The following is a 24,386-nucleotide window of genomic DNA, read 5'->3' as shown; positions in this document are numbered from 1 at the left end:
ATGAGATACGCACATCGAGGACGGCACGCCATGCCGATCAATCTAGCTGCAGCCCCGCGATGCGTTCGGGATGCGGCCGCGAACAATCGTCTACCGATCGATTTCAGGAATGAAGGATCGAGCGTGACGATCCAAATCTACGAGCAGATTGGCCAGGACTACTACGGCGATGGAGTCTCCGCGGCTGACGTGGTCAACTTCCTTGAGCAGCACAAATCCAAGCCCGTCGACGTCCGTATCAACTCACCAGGCGGAAGCGTGTATGAGGGGCTGCTGATCTTCAACTCGTTGGCCAAGCATCCCAAGACCGTAACGGTGACGATCGAGGGTCTGGCATACTCGGCCGCGTCGTTTATCGCGTTGGCTGGTGACACGCTGCGGATGTATCGTCAGTCTGATTTCGGCATCCACAGGGCAATGATTTTGACGATGGGCAACCAAAAAGAATTGCTATCGGCGGTCAAGTGGCTCAATACGATCGATGATCACATTATCGACATTTATCAAGAGAAGACGGGCAAGAGTCGCCAGCAAATTGTCGAATGGATTGACGGCATTTCGGACGGCACAGTCTTTAGCGCCGCTGAGGCCAAGCTGCATGGGTTTTGTGACGAAGTTGTCGACCCCAAGGCGGGCAAGCGATCAGCCAGCAACCGCACGACGACAGCATCGGCATCCAGCGATAGCGGAAGCGTGCAGCGCGCCAAGAACCGCCTAAGGCTAGCGTCTCTCGGCTTGTGAATCTTCGTGTGGAGCGTCCCGTAGCCTTGCTGCGGGGCGTTCCGTCTCCTTTTGTACATCGATGACCCGACGGAATTATATAAATGGCCACATCATTAAACGCATTGGTTCTCAAGATCGGTGCCGATACGTCAGGGCTTGCCGCAGGAACCAAGTTAGCACGCCGCGACATTGGTCAGGTCAATGCGTCGCTACGGTTTGCCGCTGGAGCTGCAGGCAAGGCGCAGGCAGCCACCCAGTCGCTCGATACTGTGATGGCGGCCGGGGCTATCTCGAAGTCGGAATACGCACGAGCCCAAAAGGCGATCAATGATCAGCTTGCGACATCTACGGGTGTTACGCGTCGAGTCAACTCGCTTGTGGAAGCATCGATCCCGCCGGCGACCAAGCTAGCGCAACAGATGCGTGAACTGCGCCGCGAGTATCAAAACGGCAACGTATCCCAAGACGCATTCCTTCGCACCAACAAGCGATTGCGCGAGGAGTATACGACACTCAAGGCGGCGGCGAATGGTGCCACCGATGCGACAAATAAAGGGCGAGTAGCGACCGATAGGCTTCGTGCGTCGCAAACCAAGACGGCTAATTCTACCAGTGGATTGGTCGGTCGACTAAAGGGTTTGCTGGCGGTCTATCTTGGTTTCCATGCCGTCAAAAGTACGTTTTCGTTCGCGATGGAGTTGGAGGCGTCCGCGATCTCGTTTCAGACGTTTACGGGCTCCGTCGAAAAAGGCAATGCTGTATTCGCCGAGTTGAAGGATCTCGCCGCGTCCACCCCGCTAACCCTGCGCGGAGTGTCGAAGGCGACTAAGACGATGCTCGGCTATGGCATGAGCGTTGAGCAGTCATTGCCTATGCTGAAGATGCTGGGCGACATTTCGGGCGGAAACGAGGAACGCCTACAATCGCTATCGTTGGTCATGGCACAGGTGAGCGCTAACGGAAGGCTTAATGGCCAAGACTTGCTGCAATTCGTCAACATCGGTTTCAACCCGTTACAGAAAATGGTTGAGACGACTGGCAAGTCAATGTCGCAGCTTCGCGATGACATGAGCAAGGGATTGATCACCACCAAGATGGTCGAGGATTCGATCAGGGGCGCAACGTCAGAGGGCGGGCTGTACTTCAACGCCATGGCGAAGTATGCAGGGACCGCAGCCGGACAACTGACGCTGCTCAAGACCGACGCACAGACTTTAGCCGCCGAATTGCTGACCTCGTTGTTCCCCGTGATCAAAGGCACTGCAAGCGGTCTTCGCAGCATTGTGTCTGCGGTCAAAGGCTTTAAGGATGGTATGAGCGAAGGCAACGCGAAAGTGTTAGCCGGCGTCGTTGCGTTCGGGTCGATGATCGTCATTGTTCCCAAGGTTCTCGGCGCTATTCGTGCTATCGTGCTGGCGGTGCGTGGATGGATCGCAGCACAAATTACCTTGAAAGCCCTGACTGGGCCCGTTGGTATCGCGTCGATTGTTGCGGGGCTTGGCTTTGCCGCATGGGCTGTAGGAGGTGTCAATGCTGCCTACGCCGAACAGGACTCCACGATAGCCGATGCAACCGCCCAGGCAGAGGCACACGCGGAAGCGGTCAAGGCTACTGCGGTCGAGGAGCAAAACGCACTCGCTACCATCGCGGCAAAGCAGGCGAAGAAGAAAGAGGCGCTTGATTCCTACATGAAGGAATACCGGTCGATCCGCGATCAAAACGTGGCACTTCGTGAGGGCACTGTATACGCGGCTGAGATGGTTCGCCTTCGCAAGGAGCAAGACATGCTCAATAAGGGATACACCCAAACCCAGGTTGATCGACTTGCGGAAATGCACAAGGAGAACACAGCATTAAAGCAAGCCAAGCAAGAGGAAGCCGACCGCAACAAGCTAGCCGAGGATCACGCGAAACAGATTCAGCAACGGCTGAAAACGATCGGTGACGGGCTGAATAAGTCGATGATGACTCCCTATGACAATCTGGTGCAGAAGCTCGCAGAGATCAACGCAGCGGAGCAAGCCGGGTTGGTCAACGCGGGATTGGCAGCGAGGGCACGTAGGGACGCATCGAAAGACTTCGCAGGCAAAACGGCACCGATCAAGGTTGAGCTACCGCCGTCTATCACCCGTGGATCGCGTGAGGAGTACAAGCTGCTCGCCGACCGGATGAATAGCACACGGGACCGCGAAGAAGCATGGCGACGTCAACAGATCGCAATGAGGCAGGTACAGATCGACGCGGCCGCACGGACGAATGAGATCCTGGAAGGCCAAGAACAATTTGATGGGGTATAGGATGACCGAGGTTGAGACCGAGTCCCGAGAACTGCAGATCACCCGGTCTATCGAGGTGTTGGCGTTCATGCACTATCACGGCATGAGCGAGGCGGAAGCGTGCGAGGTAGTTGGTATTGATCAATGCCAGCTGTTACCGGTCAATCGTTCCGGCAAGGCGTTACCATGGCAGCCGACACCATCGCAAATCAAAATTGCCGCCGCTGAGATCCGCGAGAGTTGGTGACCGTATTCACTTGGCGGTTTTGTGAACAATTTGTACACAGTTTGAGTTTCCAAAAGGACCGGAATTCCGGACATTTTCACCGACGATAGGACACCTGTTTGACTCAGCTTTTTGTGGCTGTATCATAAAAAAAGCCGGGAAGGGTTGAGACCCCCGCCCGGCTAACAGCAAATCAAGATAGCGTGATCCTACACGATAGCCTAGATCGAGCCAAGGCACTGAGCACAAAATTAAGCCTCAGAGACGGCAGCGTGTGGCAAAGGTAGTCTCAGACAGACGTGTGGAACAATTCACACGGGGTTACTCACGGTGGGAGCCGTGGAAGGACCGGAGCGATTCGCCATCGCACACGGTGAGGGAATTCAGACATTACAAAACCGGGCACTGCCAGCCTGCAACCCGGTCGGTCATGCGTCACAGACGTAGTCGATGTTCCGCTCACCGATCCTCAGTGGTCAACATGCCGCTGACTGAATCTTGGGTTGCTGCCAGTGCTGCTTCGATCGGAACCAACGGCGTAACTGCCGATGACCGGGAATGGTGGCTGTCCAGGACGGCAAGGCCCAATGTTAAGATGGGTTGTGTGTGAGAACAATTTTACACAGTTTCGCCGAGCCCAGTCACCAGGCGGTGGAAACGTTTCCAATTGGAAACAGATAACGAGCGAACGCCAGTCCGGTCACTGCCGCAAACGTTCACAATTGTGAACAGATCCAAACCGAGCGCCCGTCGGTCACTGCCACAAAACGTTCAGCATGCTGAACAAATCACGAACGCAAGACAGGCTGTCGAGATCGCCAAAGTCCCTCGCCTGGAAACGTTTCCGTGCAACAAAATTCAGGAATCGTGGTTGACGCGGCGATGGGTGTCGGCTAATACTGATGACATCTGTCCGGTCGTCCCGATTGCTTAGAAACATTCGAGACTTGATCAGCCGAGTTCCTCCCGGTTGATGACAACACCAGCACAAACCATCTAAGACAAATCAGGAATGCAACTGCCGCTCGATGAGTCCATCCGTTTAATCGCGGTTTAGGTATCGAAGCGTTGAAGCCACAAAGGTGGTGGAGCCCAGACCAGGGGCCGGAGTTTGTGCCGGCTTTCTAATCTTATCGAGCGGCAGTTGCATGCACGTGCCCAAGCGGTGCGTGGAAAGACATCATCCAATGTCAAACCTATGTGAATGCTGCGGAGCCCCCGGAGCAACCCTTTGCTGTTGTTGGCCGGCACACGTCTGCCGAGACTGCTCTCGAAAGCTATCGGCAGCCGGTGACCAAGCCGACCGAATGCTACGGGACGCCCGTTCGCGCCGTGCTAGGCAGAATCCCAAGCCAGAGGCACCGACCCGGCCTGAGACCATCGCGATGATCGGCAATCAGACGGTAGCCAGTTCCTCGTCCCACATCGTCTACGGTGCCGTGCGGGGGCTCGTGAGCAGCCACACCGATGAGTCGGCCGCGTTCGAGTCGCTCAAGCGTGATCAAGCCGGATGCGCCAGCCTGGGCCGTGGATCGTATTCGGACGCTCGTGTCTACGCAGCGGATGGTGGCGAGTGGGTTCAGTGCCACGATGACGACGATGACGATCGAACATGGATCGATGAGGACAACGCCGCCGAAGTTACTGGGGGTGCAGTCTGATGGCCAAGAAACCACCGAGGAGACAACTGCCGGAAGATTTTGCGTCTGGCGATGATCGCATGGTCACCGAGTCGGCCGTTATGGAACTGTTCGCGATCTCGTGGACGACGTTTCAGCGCGATTATCGAACCCAGATCCCAGGGTGGACGACCCCCAAGGAACGCATCTACCGGAAAATCGACGTGATGAACTGGTTCAGTGAGCACAAAGCAACCTCGACACAGACTCGGCGTAGAGGGAGGGGCACAGAATGAGCATGCAAGACACACTGAGGCAGTATCGCGGGCTCCTCGAAAGGCAGGCCGAAGCGAGGAAAGCACTGATCGACATCGAGGTCGAGATCCAGCTATTCGATAAGGCCCTGGAGCTGCAGGCGACGTTTGCGGGCCCAGGGGCAAGCATCGGTCAATCAGCCGCCCAGGCGTTCATCGAGCAGCACGGAGACAATCTCGACGCGGATGACATCAAGTTCCTGCGGGTTGAGTACCGCCGAATCGGTGAAGTGGTCGCCCATACTGAGATCCCAGCGACAACGCTCAAGCGGATGGCCAGCAACGGCAAGATTGCCGAGGGGACCAAGACCGAGAGCGGGCATCGTCGATTCAGTACCGTTTCCGTGATGCAGCACATGCTCAATGCGTCTGCCGATGAGTCCTGATTTCGTCTGATCTCGCAATTGTCGACCGGGTGGCAATCGTCGCCCGGTCCCCTCCTCGTTTATGAGTTCCAAACCATGAATAACAATGGACAAACAACAAAACCGACCGGCGGGACAATCCCGTGGCGAGCAACTGGCCGCGCTCAGAACGCTCGAACTGCCCACTTGGAAGCATAAGACAGTGAAAGTATCGGGACGGATGCAGAAGGCTGTTCTACGCGTCATAGACGATCGTGATGGCGGTGGCGGGTGTTTTGCTTCACAGGAGACGCTCGCCAGTGAGATCGGTTGCAGCGTGGCCACAGTGAGCCGTGCCATTGCCGCATTGATCGGGCAAGACCTGATCACGTCCGAGCGTCCTAACCCGTGGTCGTCAAATCATCACCGAATCAATTGGACGGCGGTGCGACTGATCGGCAGGGCTACGGAAAATCGTGACGTCAAAGAGTCACAGTCGTCACCGCAAATTGATAAGTCAACCTTATCAAAGAGTCATGACGGAGGCGTCACTGTGATAAGTCCGTCATGTAATAGTGACATGGGAAACGTAACCTTAAACGCAAATCTAAACGCCACCACCGACCGAGACGAATGGGCGGAGGTGGTGGCGGAGTTGTTCCGATGGGGATTGAAGACAGCAGCCCAAGCCGTCGACTCGGCACGTGATCGAGGGATGACCATCGAGGTGGTTCGCGAGTTGTGGATCGAATGCGGTGGGCATCGAGAACCACAACGATGGGAACCGGGGCAGTTATCGAATTGGTTGACCGGCAAGACCGACCCGCCGATCGATCACGAGGAAGCTATCCGGCGAATCGGTGAGCGTGGCCAGGCGACCGACCGCCGCGACCGATCCGCCGCCGAGTCGATCCGGTTGTCGGTTATCCAGTGTGGGCATGCCAAGGGCGCCGAGCAGTGGGTGTCCGATGGGATCACCTACCGGAAGCTATCCGCTGCGGGGCTGGAGCGGTTTGCCAGTGCCGATGAGGTTGCCGCTGGTGCTCGAATGGACGACATCGACCGAGAGCGAGGTGCCAAGTCGGAACCAGAGCAAAAACGGGCTCCTGACGTCAATGCTGGCAGCGTTGGGGGCGATGGTGCGACATCTCAGCCGGGCAACGTGGCGAGCGTGTTAGGAGGCGATTTCAGGGCAAAACGTGTTCCTGGTACTGGCATCTATCAACGGCGTCGTGAGATCAACCGGGCGCTGATGGGGATGGGGTGAGCAGGGCAGCAACGGCTATCATCCAGCGGAGCAATGAGGCCATTACAAACACGTGAGATCGACCCGCAGAGGTAAAGCAAAGTGATCCCCTACGAAGACGAAGACGACCGGCGCGATCGTGAAGAAGATGAACAAATCTGGCGAGAGCGACGGGAGTATGTCCAGTCTCGTGTCACCCCCGAAGACTTCGCCGCATTCCTGCGCGAACTGGAGCAGATCGAGGCGAGGGTTATCGGCCAGGGAATTGGCGACGATGACGGCGAAGACGATAAGTTCATCTACGCCGCATTCCGGAACGTCTTCTATGATGGATACGTTGCAGGGCTCGATGCACGTGACCGGGGGTGACCAAACGTGTCCACCAGGAAGCAGCTAGCTATTTCGTTCAACAACCAGGGAGAGAGACCGATGGCCAACACGCCCCACGATGGAATCATCCACGACGATTGCGTCTACACGACGAAGGCCCTCGCATTGCTACTAGGGTACAAGCAGGCGAGATCCGCAGAGAGCCAGTGTGAGCGGATCGGCTGCAAGATCAAGCGACTCGGCGCCAAGTCACTGGTCACCGGTCACGAGTTCCGGATAGCGCTCGAAGCGTGGGACGGTGACGGGGTTGACGGGCGCGGTGGATGACGCGGGAGTTAGTTTGTAAGTGGTAGGGATCGGCGAGCGAGTACCCCATGCCAGGGTAGGTATTAACCATAGGCTATTCGTCCGCCTCACATTCGAGGTAGACGTGAGGGGTGAGCACGGGGAATGTGTCTGACTCAGACTTGCCATGTCGTGAGATAACGTATTCCACTTCAACGACACGCATCGCCGATCCGTTCTCTGGAGTGATCACCTCGCCGACCCTTGGGACCGATGGGGAGAAGCACGCGTGAAGCTTCCTGTAAACTCCCTCGGTTCCATCAACCAATTCGATGTAGTGAAGAGCGCCAACCCAGTCGCGTTCGGGAGCACGAGACCGCGACAGGTGCGGAAAGTATGATTCGCCAGCCGTCAGTTTTCGAACTGCGTCCACGAAGCGACTTTGCAGCCGACACAACTCAAGAACGTGTTCTGCCACCATCTCATCGATTTCGTCCCGTTCCATTCGTTCTCGGATCGCGTCTCCGTCGGTCGCTTGCTTGCCACTCTCGACATCTTGAAACATGTCCTCAACTTTGCGCTGGGCGTCGCGAGTGATGCCGAAGGATTCGCTTTCAGCTTTGAGCACAGACTCAAACCCGTGTTCCAAACCGAAAATACGGGCCGCTTTCACTGCTTCGCCTCCTGCCCATCTCTGAAGGCGAAGCAATTCGGCCATTACCTTTGGCGAAGGGATGTTTGTACTGCTATCCATCGAAAGATTCCCTGGGAGACTTTGGAGGCGAGTTGGTCGGCGACGCGAGTTGAGTTGTGAAATGATAGCGTAGCCCGGCTTGCGGCTGCCAATAAACGGATCGATTTCATAAATGGTACAGATACCAGAAATGAACCGGAAAAGGGGCGAATTGCGTCACTAATACCACAATCAAAGCCACTATTGCATCGGCTGTTGCACGTTGCTAGGCTGCTTTTCGTTGGGAAATGCGGTGTTTTCATTGCGAAGCCTGTTTTCTTACGGGGTGTTTTGTCCACGTTCACACGGCAGAGGTCACAGATTCGAGTTCTGTATCGCCCACTCCTCAGAACCCCGTAAAACACTGTGTTTTACGGGGTTTTTTGGTGTTCCTGCCGAGTCAGATAAAACTCCCATCTTGTCAGATTTTGACCCGTTTTGACTCCTTTTGTACGAAGCTGGGGCAACCGCTGGGGCAACGAAACTTTCGGCCTCGGTTCTCTTGGTGCCAATCGGAAGCTCCGGCAGCAACTCGACTGCCGCCGATGTTTGCAGCAACTTTTCGTCGGTGTCAGGCATCGTCAAAGTCAACCCGTCGACCATCTTGATAGGCCGTCCTTTCCATCGCCAATCTTCGCGGGCCGTTTGCTGGCAACCACGTCCGCTACGGCGCGCCAGTTCGGCTACCATTTCTTCGGGAAGTCTCTGCCTGGCGGGAAGTCTCTGCCTGGCGGGAAGTCTCTGCCTGGCATCGCAATAGGCTGTGGTATTGGTAGCCAATTCGTTGGTTCCCAATCAAATCACGCAGCACCCTCGGCGAGGCGGCTTCTTCGGTACGAAGCTCTTCGAGTCGCTTGGCCAAGTAAACGGCGAACTCCCTGCCCATTTCCCGTTGGTTCATGTCGCCGAACCAGTTGGGGACATTCATGGTCAGATGCGATAGCATATCGTCGGGTTCGACGTCGGGTTCGACGTCGCCGGGCAATTCCATGACCGCGTACAAGACCGCTCGCAAAACCGATTGGTGCAGCTCCGATCCTTCGCCCATCTCTGCCCGAGCCAGTTCAACGGCGGTTTTTAGTCGCGCCGAATTGGCTCGGTGGCGGGCCATGAACTCTTGAAAATCACGAACCTTGAACGCCTTGGCAAAGTTCTGATAGTTGTCCAACGTCTTGAACCCGCGAGATTCCTTGTCGATCATTTTTAAATAGAACCGTTTGGCACCGGTCAACTTGTCCCAGTGCGACTTCGCGACGCCTTGCGGAACGAGGTATTGGTTGGCCGTATTGACCGCGTCTTCCAACCAAATCATCGAGCACTTAATTGGCCAGGCAAAGAACGCGGCCGAGCAGATCCGAGAAGGCAAGCCGGCAAAAAAGCAGGTCGAGCTGTTAACCCTGTGGCCACGGGGCTCGCGACCGCATCAAACTCATCACGTTTCGCCGGATCACAGAAGATTCGGTTCACGGTCAGTTGAAAGCGGTCCTCTCGCGCCGTCTCCGCATTCCATCGTGAGGTGCCCCATCAATGCGAAACCTACGGGGGAACCGGATGGACTTAGTTTTCCCACTTCGCTAACTCGTCGGACCAGCGTTGGAGTTTGTCTCGGTGCTTTTCGATGCCTGCGAGCACGGACAGTAGGATTAAACCTGTCGTGATACCAAATACCCACCACGGCCACACCGCCTCGAGCGTTTGACCAGCATGCCATACCATGCTCGTCACGCCTAGGAAAACAAAGATCGTTCCAAGGTATAAAAACGGCTTAATGCGGAGGGCCACCCCAACCAGCATGCCGGCTAGCGACAAGAGGATCAAGATCACGGGCCCCCAAAGCGAACTGCCAATCTCGCTCATCAACATGTCCGCCGTGCTGGTGATGTAGATCACCAGAGTGGCACCGTACCGAATTGCCGATCCCAAGGTCCTGTCGAGCTGGTCACGCTGCCAATATGCAACGGCCAGCACGCATACAGCGGGCGGAATCAGCCACGCTTGAGGATGGGTTAAGAAATCCCAGCCTGGTGTTTGCGTCAACGTCACCCACAAGGCGGCATTGGCTAACACAACGGTCGCGATTCGCGGTAGCCCATGCTTCCACATCACGGACAACACTCCGTAGTAGATCGCACCGACAATCAGCAGCCCTTGGTACGACGCCGCGCTGCGATAGAAAGTCCAGGACCACGATTGCGAATCGAAGATTACCGCGTACGAACCGCTCAACCAAAATCCTATCACGGGTATCAATGGTAGAAACATTGCATTGCCGCGCATGGTATCGGACAGCACTCGGTCACCACGCCGGATCGCCCACTGCGTCAGCCCGACGCTGGCAAACGCCAAGGCCATGACGAGGTACGGCCAGACCTGGCGGAGCCCCAAGAAGGCCATGCCCGTGCGGCATAAAAACACATGCAACCATGTCAAACCGGCAATGACTTGGGCGGCATACAAGAGCCGGCGCCGGGCGGAGTCATCCATCCGTAGCCAGTTCGTTTGCTCGCCTTGGTCCGACAAGGTGTTGGCGAACCCGGGACCACTCAGAATCGCGATGACTCCTGCCATCAACGCCAGCCCTCCCAACAAACACGCCACCACAACGATCAAGGGCTTGCCAATTTCGGGGATCCCAACGCCGCTTTGCCGGAACATCATCTCCAATCCCAGCATGCTCAATAACGCTGCGGCGGTCACCCACGCGGCGAGTCGTCCGCCGCGGCGGAGTGCGAGTTGCCAACGCTGGACAAAAGATCCTCGCAGTAAACGCGGAACGGCCAGCACCAACACCCCGATCGCGAGCACGCCTGCGATCAGCAGGCGCATCGTCGAGTTCAATAACCATTGAGCCGCGTGCGGTTGGCCCAGCATAGCGATCAGTGCGACAGCCCACAGTCCGACGACGATGCACAGCCACCGGCGACGTTCCGCTGGCGCGGATCCGAGGGGCGAGGTCTGCTCAGACAACTGGAACAGAGCCCCGGCCAGCACACCAATGGCCAGCACACTGGCCCGTACCAGATTCGCATCCTCGCCGCCCGCAAAGAATCCGAACGCAACCAAACTGCCGATGCACGCGAGTCCCAAAATGACATGTTCGGTGGCGATGCCCACTCGATCAACGCTAGCGATCACGTCGTTGCGGCGTGGAATGCGTTGTGCCAGCCTCGTGCGCAGTCGCTCGGCCCATGGCAGCACGCCAACGATGATCGACGTTGAAACGGCGGCAGCCAAAACAGCGATGACGGTGAGCAGCTGCGACGAAACGTCAAACAATCGCGACACACCCGTTGCCGCCACCGCTGTACCGCCTACCAGCAGAGACATCGATATCGTCCACATCGACAACGGCCACCTGGGGACCACATTGGGACGCAACCAAGCCGACAGGGCGACCACCATGATGATCAAAAACTGAGCCAGGCTCATGGCGGTCGGCGTCAAACCGTGTCGCGAGGGGAAACCACTCCCGCTCGCCAATGCAAACAGACTGACTGCCAACATCGGTAGCAATAGCATTGAAACGCCGATATCTGCTCGCAACACCTGACGATCACCGCGGGCGGTCAATCGATCGCTCCGCCAAAGCGTGACACAAGATCCCGTCCAGAGCATGACGTAGGTGATCGACGCCAATTCACTTGCGAACGAAAGATCCGGATGAACAAGCAGAATCCAGCCGCCGGCAAGAGCGATGAACCAGCCGAGCAGACGGGGCAAAATATCGATAGAGTGAAATCGTATGGGACTCACATTCGGTTCTCTTGCGGGCGCAAAACGCATGAGCGCCACGGCGCCTGTGACCAAGCCCGCCAGCGCCATCCATGCCGGCCAGCCACCCAATGAACGGGTGATTTGATAAGATTCCCACCAATCGTAGAACACGAAACTGGTCAGCAGGAGAGCCTGCATGCTGACGTGCCATGCATGCAGTGGATGCGATTCTCGCCAGACCACGATCGCTGAACCGATGCAGCCAATCAAGACGCAACTCATGACAATCAAATGAGTATGCGGCGCGGCGACCCAACCGATTGCCTCAACCGCCGCTGCGATGTGGCCGCTCATCACCACGGGCAAAAACGGCAGATTCATCCATACTCTCGAACGATTGACTTCGAGCAGGCTGACTGACCGCAAGCGATCGAGGCAGCAGACGAGCAGCGCTAACAGCGACGTGATCGCGCCGAGCGGCAGACTCCAAGCGACCGTTCGGGGCGAATGCTGCCAACGGAGGACGAACCATAACGCCACTGCCGCCGACACCATACCAACGCCGGCGATCCATACCCGTGACAACGCCGCACCTCGATCCGACTCGTTGCCTGGCGAAGCATCCGCGTGCCACTTCAACCACGCCAGGAACAACCATACAACACCCCCCAGTGCGGACGCTTGCCACCACACTACCGGGAGGGTTGGAAAGATGACCGGAACGCTGGCGCCGACTGCCATCGGCAGCAACATCGCCGACAACGTGCTCTTGGCATCTTGCCCAGGACTCGATGCCCTGCGACCCACCAACAACCCTAACGATGCGGCCAACCACCAACTCGCTACGGCAAGTGTGCTCCAGCGGTCGGGTGCAGATCCAGTCGAAATGGGTAACCACCAGTTCGACCAGAGTAGGACAGTCGACCCCCAAACGATTAATAACGCGATCGCCGACACGCCCACCATGCGGTCCAGTCGCAGTCGCTCCGGCGAAACGTGTCGGAGGCGACCGGTCCAGCCTGCGACGAACCAAGACGCCAAGATGCCGCCTGACGCCAACGTTGTGGCACCGACCAAACGCATCGATGTTGACTCCGTCAGCCGACATGAGATCTCCATCGCCAGCAACAATCCACTGATCGCTCCGAGCACGCCCAAAACTCGCTGGAGCCATGGGCTCGGTTCTCGCATGTGCCACAACCAAACGCTGCACGCCGCTCCCGCCAACAGAATCAAGCGAAGCAGCAAGCCGGTCCCCGATCCCAGATTGAAATCAAACCATGCATTGAGCGGTGCTCCCAATGGGCCGCATAGGACAGCGACGTATTGCCGCACCACTGCGACGCTCAGCAGGCCAAGCGACGCCAACAGCAGCCAACCATCTGGCATCCGCAACCGCGTCGCGAAAACGGCCAATGATTTTGGTTGTTTCCAACAGATCGCTTCACGCACCAGGAACCAGCCTGCCGACACGAAGACAAAAATCCCCGCCAAACTCCACAACGCCTCCGCCCACGACGATAGTTGCCAAAGTTCGGCACCCAGGAAATGGGTCAGGCCACAGAAGGCGGTCACCGCCGAGGCAAACATGCCAAGCCGCAGATAGCTGCGATTGTGGACGATCATCGCGGCGGCGCACAGCACAGCACTCGCGGCGGCGATCAACCAAGTGGCCGCTGCCCAGGTCGGTGCGGCAATCCACGGCGCGCGATGCCCAACCACAGCCAGGATTGCCAGCGTCCCAACGACCCCACACGCCGACGCCGCGGCTACTGCAGAGAAACGTGAGATCGTTGGACACGCCGATGTCCAACTCGCCGGCCGGCGCAGGGACCAGATCACCCGGAAGACAATGGCCAGCACCAGCATCGAGCCCCCCAGTCCCAACATCGCCGGTGCAATGGAGTGATAGGCAACCCTCATCCCCTCCTCGCTCCAGCGAATCACGCTCAGACAAGTGATCCAAAAACTCATACCTGTCAGCGCCGACAGCCATACGATGCGGGAAACACGCATCGCCAACACCGCAGCGGCTACCGTGAAGATTGCTAAGAGTCCGGCCAGTACGGTGATGGGTAGCATCCCCAGCCAACTCGTTGGCGCGACACTCATCACGATCGCTTGCCCGCCCGCGATCGCAGACCAAAAGCCCAGCACCACCTCGGCGGATTGGATTGAGCGACGGTTGCCCTCGCCGCTAAGACGGTTAGCCTTCGTCGATCGTATCGCCCACACCACACCGCTGAGGATCGCTAAGCCGATCGCAACCATCAGTGGCTCGCCGCCGAGCAGTGTTCGCCAGACCGGCACATCACTCCAGTCCGCACCGGCCAACCAGGCGGGCGATGACAGCATGGCCGCGATTCCGAGTGGTACGCTCGCGGCGAGTATCCTCAACTTGCCTTGCAGCAGCCCCCTCGTCAAAACCAGTGAGATCGAAACGGCGGCCGCATGTGTCCACAACCACGACACCCGCTCAATCGAAGCGGGCAAGATGGCCAGCACGCCGGCACTCGCGACGACGACCAGCACGGTGGCTATGAAACGGTGTGTCGCCCATTTGTTCTGTTCTCGAATCCGTTGCAAGTAGATCGTGTGTATCGTGGCCAAGGCGACCCAAACGGGAATCGTGGCAATTGCGATTTGAATGAACGCGGCCCGACCAGCGGGCTGATACAAGAACGCTGCATACACCACGACGCTCGCAAATGACGCGACGGCAATGCCAAGGCGCAGCCAGTGGTTCTTCCAGAATCGGTGGCCCACTTTCATTCCCACCACGCTGCCCGATCGAGTGCGGCAGTAATGGCGAGCGGGAATCAGCATTGCGATCGCTGAAGCCACAGCCGGCACAAACAGGAAACTGCCTGCATTCGCCCCCAGCAGCCGCGCCGCCGAGGGCAGAAGTGGCAGACAGAGCGTTGTTGCGACGACGCTCGCCGTCAGTGACGCTGCGCTGCCCCGGCCGACCAGTGCCAGCGAAGCCTGCCATAGCAACCAGCCGCATACCAGCGTGCCAATCACGATCGCGGCCATGGTCGACGGCGAGAACAACGACACCGAATCCACGCTCGCCCCGGCTGCAGCGAGCCCCGCCAGCACACAGAGTGGCACCAGCAGCGTGGCGATGATCAGCACCGCACGCGAGGTGTGCCGCAGCTTCCAACGCCGCATCGTGTATAGCCCAGCGGCGAAGATCGCCGCGTCGCCGGACATGAAAATTAACGAGGGAACAACGCGGTGCGTGGACGTCAACGTGCTCCACAGACTGACCACCAGCCCAATCGAACACACCACAATCAGCAGCCCCGCGATCAGCTCGCCCCAGCGAATATTGTGCTCGGCGAGGAACGACGCGACGACTTCCGAAAACGCACGCTGGGGAGTCGTTGGCGGCGGAACTGCCGCACGGGGAACTGCCGCACGGGGAGCTACCAAAGCCGGAACGGGGCTGGGCGGGACCGTCACGGGCAGATCCAGCACCAATGGGTCAACCGCTGTGAATGACTCATCGAGTTCAATCGATTCACCATCGGCGGCGAGTTGTTTGCCGGCAGGCGGCTCTTTGTGTGCCGTTTGAGCTGGCGTGGGCGACACGGCGGGCTCGCGTGCGACGCCCGCGAACCTGCGTGCCTGCTGTTTCAGTTTCTGCGCTGACTCGGGTTTGATCGCTGCGGTGGCATTGAGCGCGTCGACCATCCGCTCAAACGCAGCGATGTCATTCACCGGACTCGGTGGCTGCCTCGTCTCCGGCAATCCTAGCTGCTGCCGTCCTGCGGAAACCGAACGCTGGCGCTGGCCATTCCTCTCACCCGAAGTGCCCGTCCCGGTAAAGAGACGCCACACGGCAGCCACGGCTAGCCAGGAGGCATGGCCGAGGGCAGTGATGAAAGCCCACACAAGTAGGATGAGCAGCAGATATTCCATGAGGACGCCAAGAGCAGCGAAAATGCGCGGAAATGGGCAGGCGATCGCAATGCCAAAAAAACAAGCCTACTCACTCAGAGCCCGTGGAGGCAAAAAATCTGCGCGCCTCTATTTTCGTCTGCCCCGGCAGTTGCCAATCCAGCCATTTCCGTAGCTTGGGACCATTGTCCCGAGCAAGCAGTCGCTCTTACGAAACGCTGACCTGTGCGGGGGCAATAATCTCGGTGTCTTCCGGCTGACCGCTCCACTGGGGGAGCTGGATCGCGGTGGCCTGCCAGCCGGGATGCACCAGTTTGGCCGTCGCTGCATCACTCGCAGGCGACTCACCGATCCAGCGGAAACGAGCGACTGAGGCATCCGCCGGCACCGTGACGGTGTCCTGCTCGTTGGAGGCAACCAATTTCTCGATTTTCAAAATGCGATCGAGCGACTGCCGGCACTGCTTCAAACAGGGCCGCGCCGCCGCGCCGACTTGGGCGTCTTGATACTGATCGAGATTCTCATAAATCAGATCGATCAACCGGGCGTCACGCTGCAACGTTGCCAACAACGTGATCGCTGGATTTTGAGCCGGCAGGGGCTTGGCCGGGGCTTTGGGGGCTGGCTCGCTCTTGGCCGGCGGAGCGTTTTGTTCGATCCGAGAATCAATCGGCGCATCCAACGCGATCACCAACCGCTCGGCCACGGCACGGTCGAAGAGAGCTTTCCAAAACGCTCGCAGCGCTAATCCCAATCGCATGATATTTTCTCAGTGTTGGAGTCGTCCCACGCAGCGTTCGCGGCGTGAAAGGCGACTATTTTGTGCACACGGCCTCTAGCAGGCTGTTGATTAAGTCGACGTTCGACCGGCAAGGGCGAGCCGAATGCCGTCCGGCATCGGGTGACGCGAGCCACCCGGTCGCTCACGCGACTCGGCTCATGAAATCAACACGCGACTAGCTGCCGACCGTTTCCGACTTCGTTTTGGGGGTGGCCAAGCACTTGCCGATCTGCCGGACGGCTTGCCGCAAACGATGCTCGTTCTCGACCAGTGACATCCGCAGATAGCCTTCGCCAGCGGCGCCGAAGCCACTGCCGGGACTGACCGCGACGTTCCCCTCTTCGAGTAGCTTCATTGCGAAATCCATGGTACTCATGCTGCTGCGCCATGGCTCGGGAACCTGCGCCCACACGAACATGCCCGCTTTGGGTGACTGAACGTCCCACCCCAATCGCCGCAGGCCGTTGACCAAGACGTCGCGGCGGCCTTGGTAGATCTCTGATTGCTGCAGCACATTGGCCTCGGTATCACGCAGGGCCACGATCGCCGCAATCTGAATCGCTTGGAACATCCCGTAGTCATAGTAGCCTTTGATCGTGCCGAGTCCGCGCACCATCTCAGAGTTGCCGGCGCAGAACCCGACCCGCCACCCAGCCATGTTGTATCCCTTGCTCATCGTCGTGAATTCCACACCGACATCCTTGGCCCCGGGAGCGGCCAGAAAACTCGGCGGAACGTAACCATCAAAGGCAACGTCGGCATAGGCAAAGTCATGGATCACGAGCAGGCCGTACTTCTTGGCCAACCGCACAACCTCGACAAAGAAGTCCGGTTCGATCACTGCCGAAGACGGATTGTGTGGGTAGTTAACGATCAGCACCTTGGGCCGTGGCGTCAAATTCTCGCACGTGTAGGCCACATTGCTGAGGAATTTATCGGGATCGGCAACGTCCAGAGCAACGACATTGCCCGATGCCAAAATCACGCCATACATGTGCACAGGAAAATACGGCGACGGAATGATCGCGGTGTCACCCGGCCCCATCAGGGCCAAGCACATGTGCGAGAAACCCTCCTTGCTGCCCAGGCAGGAGATGATCTCCGATTCCGGGTCCAGTCTCACACCGTACTTGCGATGGTACTTGCTAGCCACCTCGCGGCGCAGATTCGTGATCCCGTTGGATTTGCTGTAGCCATGATTGTTGACGTCGGCGGCCGCATCGGTGAGCTTTTGAATCACCACGGGATCCGGCGGATCGGAGGGGTTGCCCATCCCGAGATCGAGGACGTCATCGCCGGCGCGGCGTTTCTGGTACAGGGAATTGTTGATCCGTCCGAACATGTACGGCGGCAATCGATCGACCCGTGACGCGAATTTCACCTCGAAAGGCGCGGGGACCGGGTCGGTCGTAGGCGTTCCAATCGCAGGAGCGTCGATGTTTGGCAAATCGGGGTCGAAGGTGTCACTCATAACAAGCTGAGCTAAAGGGGGATGGAAAATCAGCGTAACACGCGCAGGCAGATTCACCGGTGTGAGAGTCGCGGCGTGATCGCGTCATTGTCGCACGCACGAGTGCATCGCGTGTAGGGGGGAACCGCCCGTTTTTTGTCCAGGGCAATCCGGGCCATCGGGATTCACCGTGGGTCCCGAGGCGGTGAGCCAAGCGAGGGGGATTCCCAAGACCGTCGACAGCACCCTTCGATCGCACGGGGATTCATTGATAGAAAAACCACCGTACTCCCTCCGGACGCCGCCTTTGTCCTCGCTTGGTCGGTCGCCGCCTAGAAGTTCAAGCCGATTCGGAACGTTGGGCCGAATAGCGAGATATCGTTTCCGATCAGTCCCGCGATGGCAGCCGCATCCCAGTTCTGGGCCCCTTTTCACTGCCTGGCAGAATCCGCGTAGACGGATCAATCGCCAATATCGAACCAACGGCTTCAAACGCGACAAGTGGATTGCGGACCGTCGCGGCGCAAATCGACAAACGACAGCAGGCCGACGATCATGATCCATTGAAAGAGAAACAAGTGCATGGCGTACTCCATGCTCAGGTGCAACGTGATGCCCACGCCGATTGCGATCGGGCGAGTGCGGCGAAAACACAACGCGATCGGCAAGACGGATTCGACGACCAGCACCGCCCACGTGACCATGCGGACCATGGGTTCGGTTTCCAGCAGGGACATCGGCAGCGGACCACGACCGAAGAGGTCCTCCATTTGGTAGACATAGAACATCGCGGACCCGTCGCGCCACGTCTGGCCCAGGAGCTTACTCCACGCCGCTGAGAGGTAGATTAGGATCATCTGAAGCTGAATGAGCCTGAGCCCCCAGGCTTGATCGACGGTATCGATTGGCGAAGACGGAGGCCACCATCGTCTGCCCAGGGACCATGCATAGTCCGTCGGCATGAAAATCAGACAGAACGCGAACACGCGAAAAACCGTATCCTCGCCATCTAGAATCAATGGATTGCGAGACTGGAAGGACACCAACCAGACAAAAATACACGCCGCTTGGAAACGCGAGCAGACCCCTAAGAGCAAACACACGCTCTGCAACATCAAAATGCCCAAACAGACATTGATCATCGCAGGGGTTGAGGGAATCCATTGAAAGAGGGACTCCAGTGGCGGGGTCGTGAGGCCTCGCGCCGTGGCCGCCTGCAGCACACCTGCGTCGGAGAACCACTTCGTCCCATCGAGCATCCAGACGCCGACATACACGATCAATAACGCCGCGTACGTCACCCGAACGAGTACACATGTCAGTGGACTGCACGAGCGGAACAGGAATCGCTCGTAGGCATGATTCAGACGCACAATCCAAGCGGTCACGGCGTTGCATCCAAAGTAACGATCGTTTCGCTGTAGAGCATTCTGATCACGCTGTCGCCCGTGGGAACGCCGCCCTCGCTGGGGACGATCACTTTGAGCCCGTTGGCGGACAGAACGACGCGGGGCTGCCGGTTGTCGTCCGACATCGCATTGCGGCTCAAATAGTCTGCAAAATCCACGGCGCCAGCGCGATTGGTGGCCAGTGTCAGCCGATTGAAGTAGTTGATCGATCGGAAGCGAATGAATCGTTCTGCAGCGCCGAGGGAGCTCCAATTGGGAGAGTCCCACTGCGAGACGGAGGGCGGTTGGGAACCGATACTCGCCGACAGCCACGAATTGTCTGCGATTGGGTTGGGCGTAAACATGACCATCGGTCCGGTCACCAAGCCGACCCGTTGCATCGTACGGGCCACCCATCGCTTCGGCCCGTCGCTCGCGAGCACGCCCCACGGGATCGCATCGACCGTGAGGAACACCGCCAGCACCGCGAAGCCTCCGCCAATGCAACGCCGGCGGATGCGCATCCAAAGCGGTGGGCTACAAAATTCGGCAGACATCATTCACAAAGTCCGGGGGGCATGGGTGCGGAGCACTCCAGTTTCCTACGGAGCCCTGATCCGAGCGATGCAAAACCCGAGAAACAAGGGCATTTTCTTCGGCGGCAGCTCCTACAACCGTTGCACGCGGACAAACAAAAGACGTCCGTGTGGGTGCCTAGGAAGACTTGTCCTTGCCGACTCGTTTTTGCAGCCAGCGGCGAGCGGACATCGCGGGCCCCTGCGAGGCGGCCGAGTCCGAGGGGCGGCTTTGGGACTTGCCGAGCGAATTTTCGATAATCCGTTCGCGTGTCTTGGTCAGTGCCTGATCGCACTTCGGGCAAGTGGTCGGCGGGGCGGCAACGCGGACATTGTTGCAGTGCGGGCAGTAGTGTTCGATTGTCGGCCGCCGCGCCGCCTCAAACAAACCGCCCACCACGCTGGCGGCGAACCATGAGGAGTCGTCCTTACGGACCATTGTTTCGGGATGCACGCTGCCCTCACGGACCAGGGCTAGCAAGTCGGCAGGCCGCAACGGCCCGAGCTCATCGTTTTCTCTCTGGACAAACCATGCGGTCATGATTGTGCTCGTATCGGACGAAATGAAACAGGTGTTTCGCTCAAATGGATTCGATATGCAGGCTGCGGCGACGGCGTTCATTCCGCCGCACATCGTCAATCAATCCCGCCACCTGACTGACTTTATCGATCCCGACCAGACTCAGTTCGGGATCACTGCGATCCGAACTGGTGATATGGATCGTGCCCACACCCAGGATACGTTGCACCGGGCCTTGTTCGTAGCTGACGTCGTCGATATCGATCACCTCGATCCGATCGCTGCGCCGGCTAAGCAATCCGGTTTTATGAATAAATCGCTGGCTGGTCAATTCATAATGGTACCCCAATCGCATGCGAGCGTAGTTGCCAGCGACGAGAACCCACAGGATGACGATGATGCCGAACGTTAATTGCCACGCCAGTTGGGTGAACATGACACACGCGATGATGAGTGCGAGGGTCACCAAGCTCAGCACAATCCACCAACCCGTCATGGCTTTAGGGCTGTAGCCACCGCTCCACAATGTCTCCTCCGGATCGTGGTCATCGAGCGAATCGCGGCTATTGGCGACGTGCCGCTCGAACCGATCACGGGGTGATTCGGGTTTGGTGGGCCGTGCCGCGTCCGCCGACGGAGATTCAGCCGGACTGCCCGCAGACGAGGACTTCATCGCCGCGTCGCGTGATTCGCTGCCAAAAGGTTGATCGCCAGCGGGTGGGTCAAGGTGCTCTGATTCGCTCATGGTAGGTCGCTTTTCCTGATTGGTCGGTGTTGCCATGGGGAAATACGGCAGGATCGAATATAACACAGGGCGGTGAAAATCGTGAGCCTCCCATTTTTCCCTGTAATTGTCGTTTCCCCTCTCCCACTCTAGCCCCCGCCGCCATGCGTTGCCCGTTCTGCCATTCCGATAACGACAAGGTTCTCGACTCCCGATCCGCTCAAGCCGGCTACCGGGTGCGTCGAAAGCGGGTGTGCCAAGAATGCGGTCGACGATTTGTGACGATGGAGCATATCGAGGCGTTGAACGTGCGGGTGGTCAAGAGCGACGAAACGAGAGAGCCCTTTGATCGCGAAAAAATCCGCCGCGGGATCGAACGGGCCTGTTCGAAACGCTCCGTGGCGAGCGAAACGATCGAAGCGACCGTGCAGCAAATCGAGGCGGCGATCTATTCCGAGTTCGACTTCGAGATTCCCGCTCAGAAGATTGGTGAGGTGGTATTGCGATTTCTGGCGGACGTTGACGAAGTCGCCTACATTCGTTTCGCCAGCGTGTACCGTGAGTTTTCGGGAGCCACGGACTTTTTGAAAATCATCTCCGGTTTGGAAAAAAAAATGGGTATCAGCAGTGAATATGAACCTGCCAATCCAGACCCTGAGGACGATTCGCTCGTGAGAGAGAAATTCAGACGCAAGTCACGTGCCGAGCGAAACGGCTCATGAGCCGCACACCACTGGCCTGGAAAAACCTCGTCCACGAACCCCGTCGGTTGCTGTTGGCGTCGGCCGGCGTCGGGTTTGCCGCCGTACTGATGTTCACGCAAAACGGGTTTCGAAACGCGTTGTTGGACAGCCCCGTGCAGTTGATCGAGTGGATGGATTGCGATCTCGTGGCGACCAGCACGGCGCGGTACATGCTGCCGGTGAACCAGCGGTTTCCACGCGATTTGCTCCGCCGCGCCATGTCCGATCCCGCCGTGACCGCCGCCGAGCCGCTGCTGATTGAACGCTTGATGGCTCGTGTTCGCGTCGCCGGTCAGCGGGCTCGCCCGATTCGCGTCATCTCGGTGCCGAACCAACCTAGCTGGTTGGCGATCCCCGGGTTGCACGAGCAGCGGCAGAAACTGCAGCCGCCCGGAACCGCTCTGATCGACCGCAAAACCCGCTCGCAGTATGGATTCCAATTCGACCGCGATAGCAACCCATTGCCGCAAACCGTCGAGCTCGCGGGGAAACGGATCGACCTGGTCGGCAGCGCGACGATCGGGACGGACTTTGCCAACGAAGGCTCGCTACTGATTCGAGAAAGCGAGTTCGCCAGGTATTTTCCCGTCCGCGGGAATGGTCGACCACTGGAGGTGGTGGATGTCGGTATGTTTCAGATTGATCAGGCAGCCGATCCGGTTGCCGTTGCCGAGCGTTTGACGAGTTTAGCACCCGATGTCTGGAAGGTGGTTCGCCGCGCCGATCTCGCGCAGAAAGAGAAACAGTTCTGGAGCGAGCAAACGCCCGTGGGCGCGATCTTCTTCATCGGTACCGTGATGGGATTCGTCGTCGGCGTGATCATCTGTTACCAGATCCTGTACACGAGCCTGCAAGACGCGATGCCCGAGTTTGCCACGCTCAAGGCAATGGGGTACCCCAATTCCTACTTTGTCGGCGTGGTCGTTCGACAAGCGATTTTCTTGTCCTGGTTCGGCTTCGTCCCCGCCGTGATCGTGACGCTGAGTTTGTTCTGGGCACTCGAAAACTATTCCGGACTACCGATGCGGCTGACGATGGATCGCGCCGTCTCCGTGCTCGTCTTGACTACCTCGATGTGCTTGATCAGTGGTCTGTTGGCCCTGCGGAAACTCGTCCGAGCCGATCCGGCAAGCTTGTTTTGAGTAGGCGAGTCTCTCCGAGACTCGCGTCTAAGTCTTACACCCGAGTCTTGCGTCCGAGTCTCGGAGAGACTCGGCTACTCATCGCAGACGCCCCTTTTTCCGCTGCTCGCCTGAGCAAACGATTGACACCGAATCGACAGCCAGCTTGCAATCCACGCCTAGATTACGCATAATGCGTAACGCAGTTTGCGTAATTCCAACAGGAGACTGGTGCGGTGAACCCTTTTACTTATGGTGGCGTCGTCGGCAATGGTGAGTTCTGCAATCGCGTTGAGGAGCTTGCCGACCTTACCGAGACGATGAAATCCAGTGGTCGGTGCTTTGTTTACGCCGAGCGGCGGATGGGGAAAACGTCACTGGTGATGCGGGCACTCGATAAGCTCGCGAAGAAGGATTTTATCCCCGTTTACGTCGATCTATGGCCGACCGATGGTTCGGCTGCGTTCGCAACCGCGACCGCCCGCGCCGTCACGATGGCCGCTGAAACCAACACCACAAAAATATTGGAGCTGGGCAAGGCACTCTTCGGGCGTCTGCGACCGAGCGTCTCGCTCGATAACTCCGGCCAACCCAAAGTGGAGTTTGGCATCGATGGACGAACCGCAACGAAGTCTGACTTGACGGAAGTGCTGGCAGCTCCCGAAGCTCTGGCCGTGCGGAGTGGCAAAAGGGTGGTCATGGTCTTCGACGAGTTTCAGCAGATTGCCGAGTACGATAGCGATCTTCCCGAGCGGCAAATTCGCAGCTCGATCCAGCATCACAAAAATGTGGCATATCTGTTTCTGGGAAGTCGCAAGCACCTTTTGCAGTCGATGTTCTTGGAGCAATCGCGGCCATTGTACCGATCAGCGATGCATTATCCGATCGGACCGATCGAGACCAAGCACTGGCAACCCTTCATCACCAAGCGGTTCGTCGATGCGAGGAAGTCATTTCCCAAACCGCTGATCGCTCAGCTTTGTGATCGCACGCAGGGGCACCCCTTCTACACCCAACACTTATGTCACGTGCTCTGGTCGATGATCGATTCAGGCGGCAGCGTCGAGGCGGCGCACCTGGATCAAGCCGTCAGCGAACTATTGCGGCGGGAGAGTCATGCCTACGTCACCCTATGGGAGACGTTGACCAAGAACGAGCAGCGTTTTCTGAGGGGGCTGGCCAGCAGCGAAGCACCCCCCAAACCGTTCTCGTCCGATTTCACTCGCCAGTACGGTCTTCGCACCGCCTCCAATGCCCAGCGAGCTGCTCAATCGCTCGTTTCCAGCGACGTGATCGAGCGGGAAGCATCCTCCTACGTCATCACCGATCGCTTTCTGCGACTCTGGATCAGCCAGCTCCAAGCCTGAT

The 24,386-nt window shown here is 58.1% G+C and carries 19 protein-coding genes and 1 pseudogene; 11 read left to right on the top strand and 9 right to left on the bottom strand.

Annotation, left to right across the window (positions count from 1 at the left end):
- From SH410x_RS01130 to SH410x_RS01095, 8 genes are all read left to right on the top strand, one after another.
- Entirely contained in the window at positions 1 to 741 is a 741-nt protein-coding gene (locus SH410x_RS01130) for a head maturation protease, ClpP-related (RefSeq protein WP_473673896.1), read from the top strand.
- An 83-nt stretch (positions 742 to 824) separates the two neighbouring features.
- Positions 825 to 3,020 (top strand): tape measure protein, encoded by a 2,196-nt coding sequence (locus tag SH410x_RS01125; RefSeq protein WP_473673894.1) that lies wholly within the window; start codon positions 825 to 827, stop codon positions 3,018 to 3,020.
- A 1-nt stretch (position 3,021) separates the two neighbouring features.
- Positions 3,022 to 3,246, top strand: a complete 225-nt coding sequence (locus tag SH410x_RS01120) for a hypothetical protein (RefSeq protein WP_473673892.1) — start codon at positions 3,022 to 3,024, stop codon at positions 3,244 to 3,246.
- A 1,364-nt stretch (positions 3,247 to 4,610) separates the two neighbouring features.
- Positions 4,611 to 4,886 (top strand): hypothetical protein, encoded by a 276-nt coding sequence (locus SH410x_RS01115; protein WP_473673890.1) that lies wholly within the window; start codon positions 4,611 to 4,613, stop codon positions 4,884 to 4,886.
- A 250-nt stretch (positions 4,887 to 5,136) separates the two neighbouring features.
- Complete coding sequence (locus SH410x_RS01110; protein ID WP_473673889.1) at positions 5,137 to 5,544, top strand: MerR family transcriptional regulator; 408 nt, start codon at positions 5,137 to 5,139, stop codon at positions 5,542 to 5,544.
- Positions 5,545 to 5,629: 85 nt separating this feature from the next.
- Positions 5,630 to 6,769 carry a helix-turn-helix domain-containing protein gene (locus SH410x_RS01105; RefSeq protein ID WP_473673887.1) on the top strand — a complete coding sequence of 380 codons (1,140 nt, stop codon included), beginning with the start codon at positions 5,630 to 5,632 and terminating at the stop codon, positions 6,767 to 6,769.
- A gap of 81 nt (positions 6,770 to 6,850) precedes the next feature.
- Positions 6,851 to 7,117: a hypothetical protein gene (locus tag SH410x_RS01100; RefSeq protein WP_473673885.1), complete on the top strand. Its 267-nt coding sequence runs from the start codon at positions 6,851 to 6,853 to the stop codon at positions 7,115 to 7,117.
- 60 nt (positions 7,118 to 7,177) lie between these two features.
- A complete protein-coding gene (locus tag SH410x_RS01095) occupies positions 7,178 to 7,405 on the top strand; it encodes a hypothetical protein (protein WP_473673883.1) in 228 nt (75 codons plus the stop codon).
- A gap of 73 nt (positions 7,406 to 7,478) precedes the next feature.
- Here SH410x_RS01095 and SH410x_RS01090 read toward each other — a convergent pair whose 3' ends face one another.
- From SH410x_RS01090 to SH410x_RS01050, 9 genes are all read right to left on the bottom strand, one after another.
- Entirely contained in the window at positions 7,479 to 8,117 is a 639-nt protein-coding gene (locus SH410x_RS01090) for a hypothetical protein (protein ID WP_473673881.1), read from the bottom strand.
- Positions 8,118 to 8,760: 643 nt separating this feature from the next.
- Positions 8,761 to 9,408, bottom strand: a complete 648-nt coding sequence (locus tag SH410x_RS01085) for a hypothetical protein (RefSeq protein ID WP_473673879.1) — start codon at positions 9,406 to 9,408, stop codon at positions 8,761 to 8,763.
- Positions 9,409 to 9,653: 245 nt separating this feature from the next.
- Positions 9,654 to 15,737 carry a hypothetical protein gene (locus SH410x_RS01080; protein WP_473673877.1) on the bottom strand — a complete coding sequence of 2,028 codons (6,084 nt, stop codon included), beginning with the start codon at positions 15,735 to 15,737 and terminating at the stop codon, positions 9,654 to 9,656.
- 187 nt (positions 15,738 to 15,924) lie between these two features.
- Positions 15,925 to 16,476, bottom strand: coding sequence for a DUF2760 domain-containing protein (locus SH410x_RS01075; protein WP_473673875.1), 552 nt, complete (start codon positions 16,474 to 16,476; stop codon positions 15,925 to 15,927).
- A gap of 196 nt (positions 16,477 to 16,672) precedes the next feature.
- Entirely contained in the window at positions 16,673 to 17,968 is a 1,296-nt protein-coding gene (locus SH410x_RS01070) for an aminotransferase class I/II-fold pyridoxal phosphate-dependent enzyme (protein ID WP_473673873.1), read from the bottom strand.
- A 467-nt stretch (positions 17,969 to 18,435) separates the two neighbouring features.
- Positions 18,436 to 19,335, bottom strand: a complete 900-nt coding sequence (locus tag SH410x_RS01065; RefSeq protein ID WP_473673872.1) for an HTTM domain-containing protein — start codon at positions 19,333 to 19,335, stop codon at positions 18,436 to 18,438.
- Positions 19,332 to 19,892: a hypothetical protein gene (locus tag SH410x_RS01060; RefSeq protein ID WP_473673870.1), complete on the bottom strand. Its 561-nt coding sequence runs from the start codon at positions 19,890 to 19,892 to the stop codon at positions 19,332 to 19,334. The genes SH410x_RS01065 and SH410x_RS01060 overlap by 4 nt, the downstream gene beginning before the upstream one ends.
- Before the next feature lie 157 nt (positions 19,893 to 20,049).
- Positions 20,050 to 20,451 (bottom strand): DUF4339 domain-containing protein, encoded by a 402-nt coding sequence (locus SH410x_RS01055; RefSeq protein ID WP_473673868.1) that lies wholly within the window; start codon positions 20,449 to 20,451, stop codon positions 20,050 to 20,052.
- A gap of 40 nt (positions 20,452 to 20,491) precedes the next feature.
- On the bottom strand, positions 20,492 to 21,175 hold the full coding sequence (locus SH410x_RS01050) for a PH domain-containing protein (protein WP_473673866.1): 684 nt from the start codon (positions 21,173 to 21,175) through the stop codon (positions 20,492 to 20,494).
- Between the two features lie 143 nt (positions 21,176 to 21,318).
- Between SH410x_RS01050 and nrdR the strand changes: the two are divergent.
- From nrdR to SH410x_RS01035, 3 genes and pseudogenes are all read left to right on the top strand, one after another.
- Positions 21,319 to 21,765 (top strand): annotated as a pseudogene (gene nrdR, locus SH410x_RS01045) (transcriptional regulator NrdR); the annotation flags it as partial.
- A gap of 107 nt (positions 21,766 to 21,872) precedes the next feature.
- Positions 21,873 to 23,039 (top strand): FtsX-like permease family protein, encoded by a 1,167-nt coding sequence (locus SH410x_RS01040; protein WP_473673864.1) that lies wholly within the window; start codon positions 21,873 to 21,875, stop codon positions 23,037 to 23,039.
- A gap of 215 nt (positions 23,040 to 23,254) precedes the next feature.
- Entirely contained in the window at positions 23,255 to 24,385 is a 1,131-nt protein-coding gene (locus SH410x_RS01035) for an AAA family ATPase (RefSeq protein WP_473673862.1), read from the top strand.
- Position 24,386: the final 1 nt, after the last annotated feature.

Source organism: Rhodopirellula sp. SH410, assembly GCF_055811895.1.
This window is presented reverse-complemented; position numbering and strand designations above follow the sequence as displayed.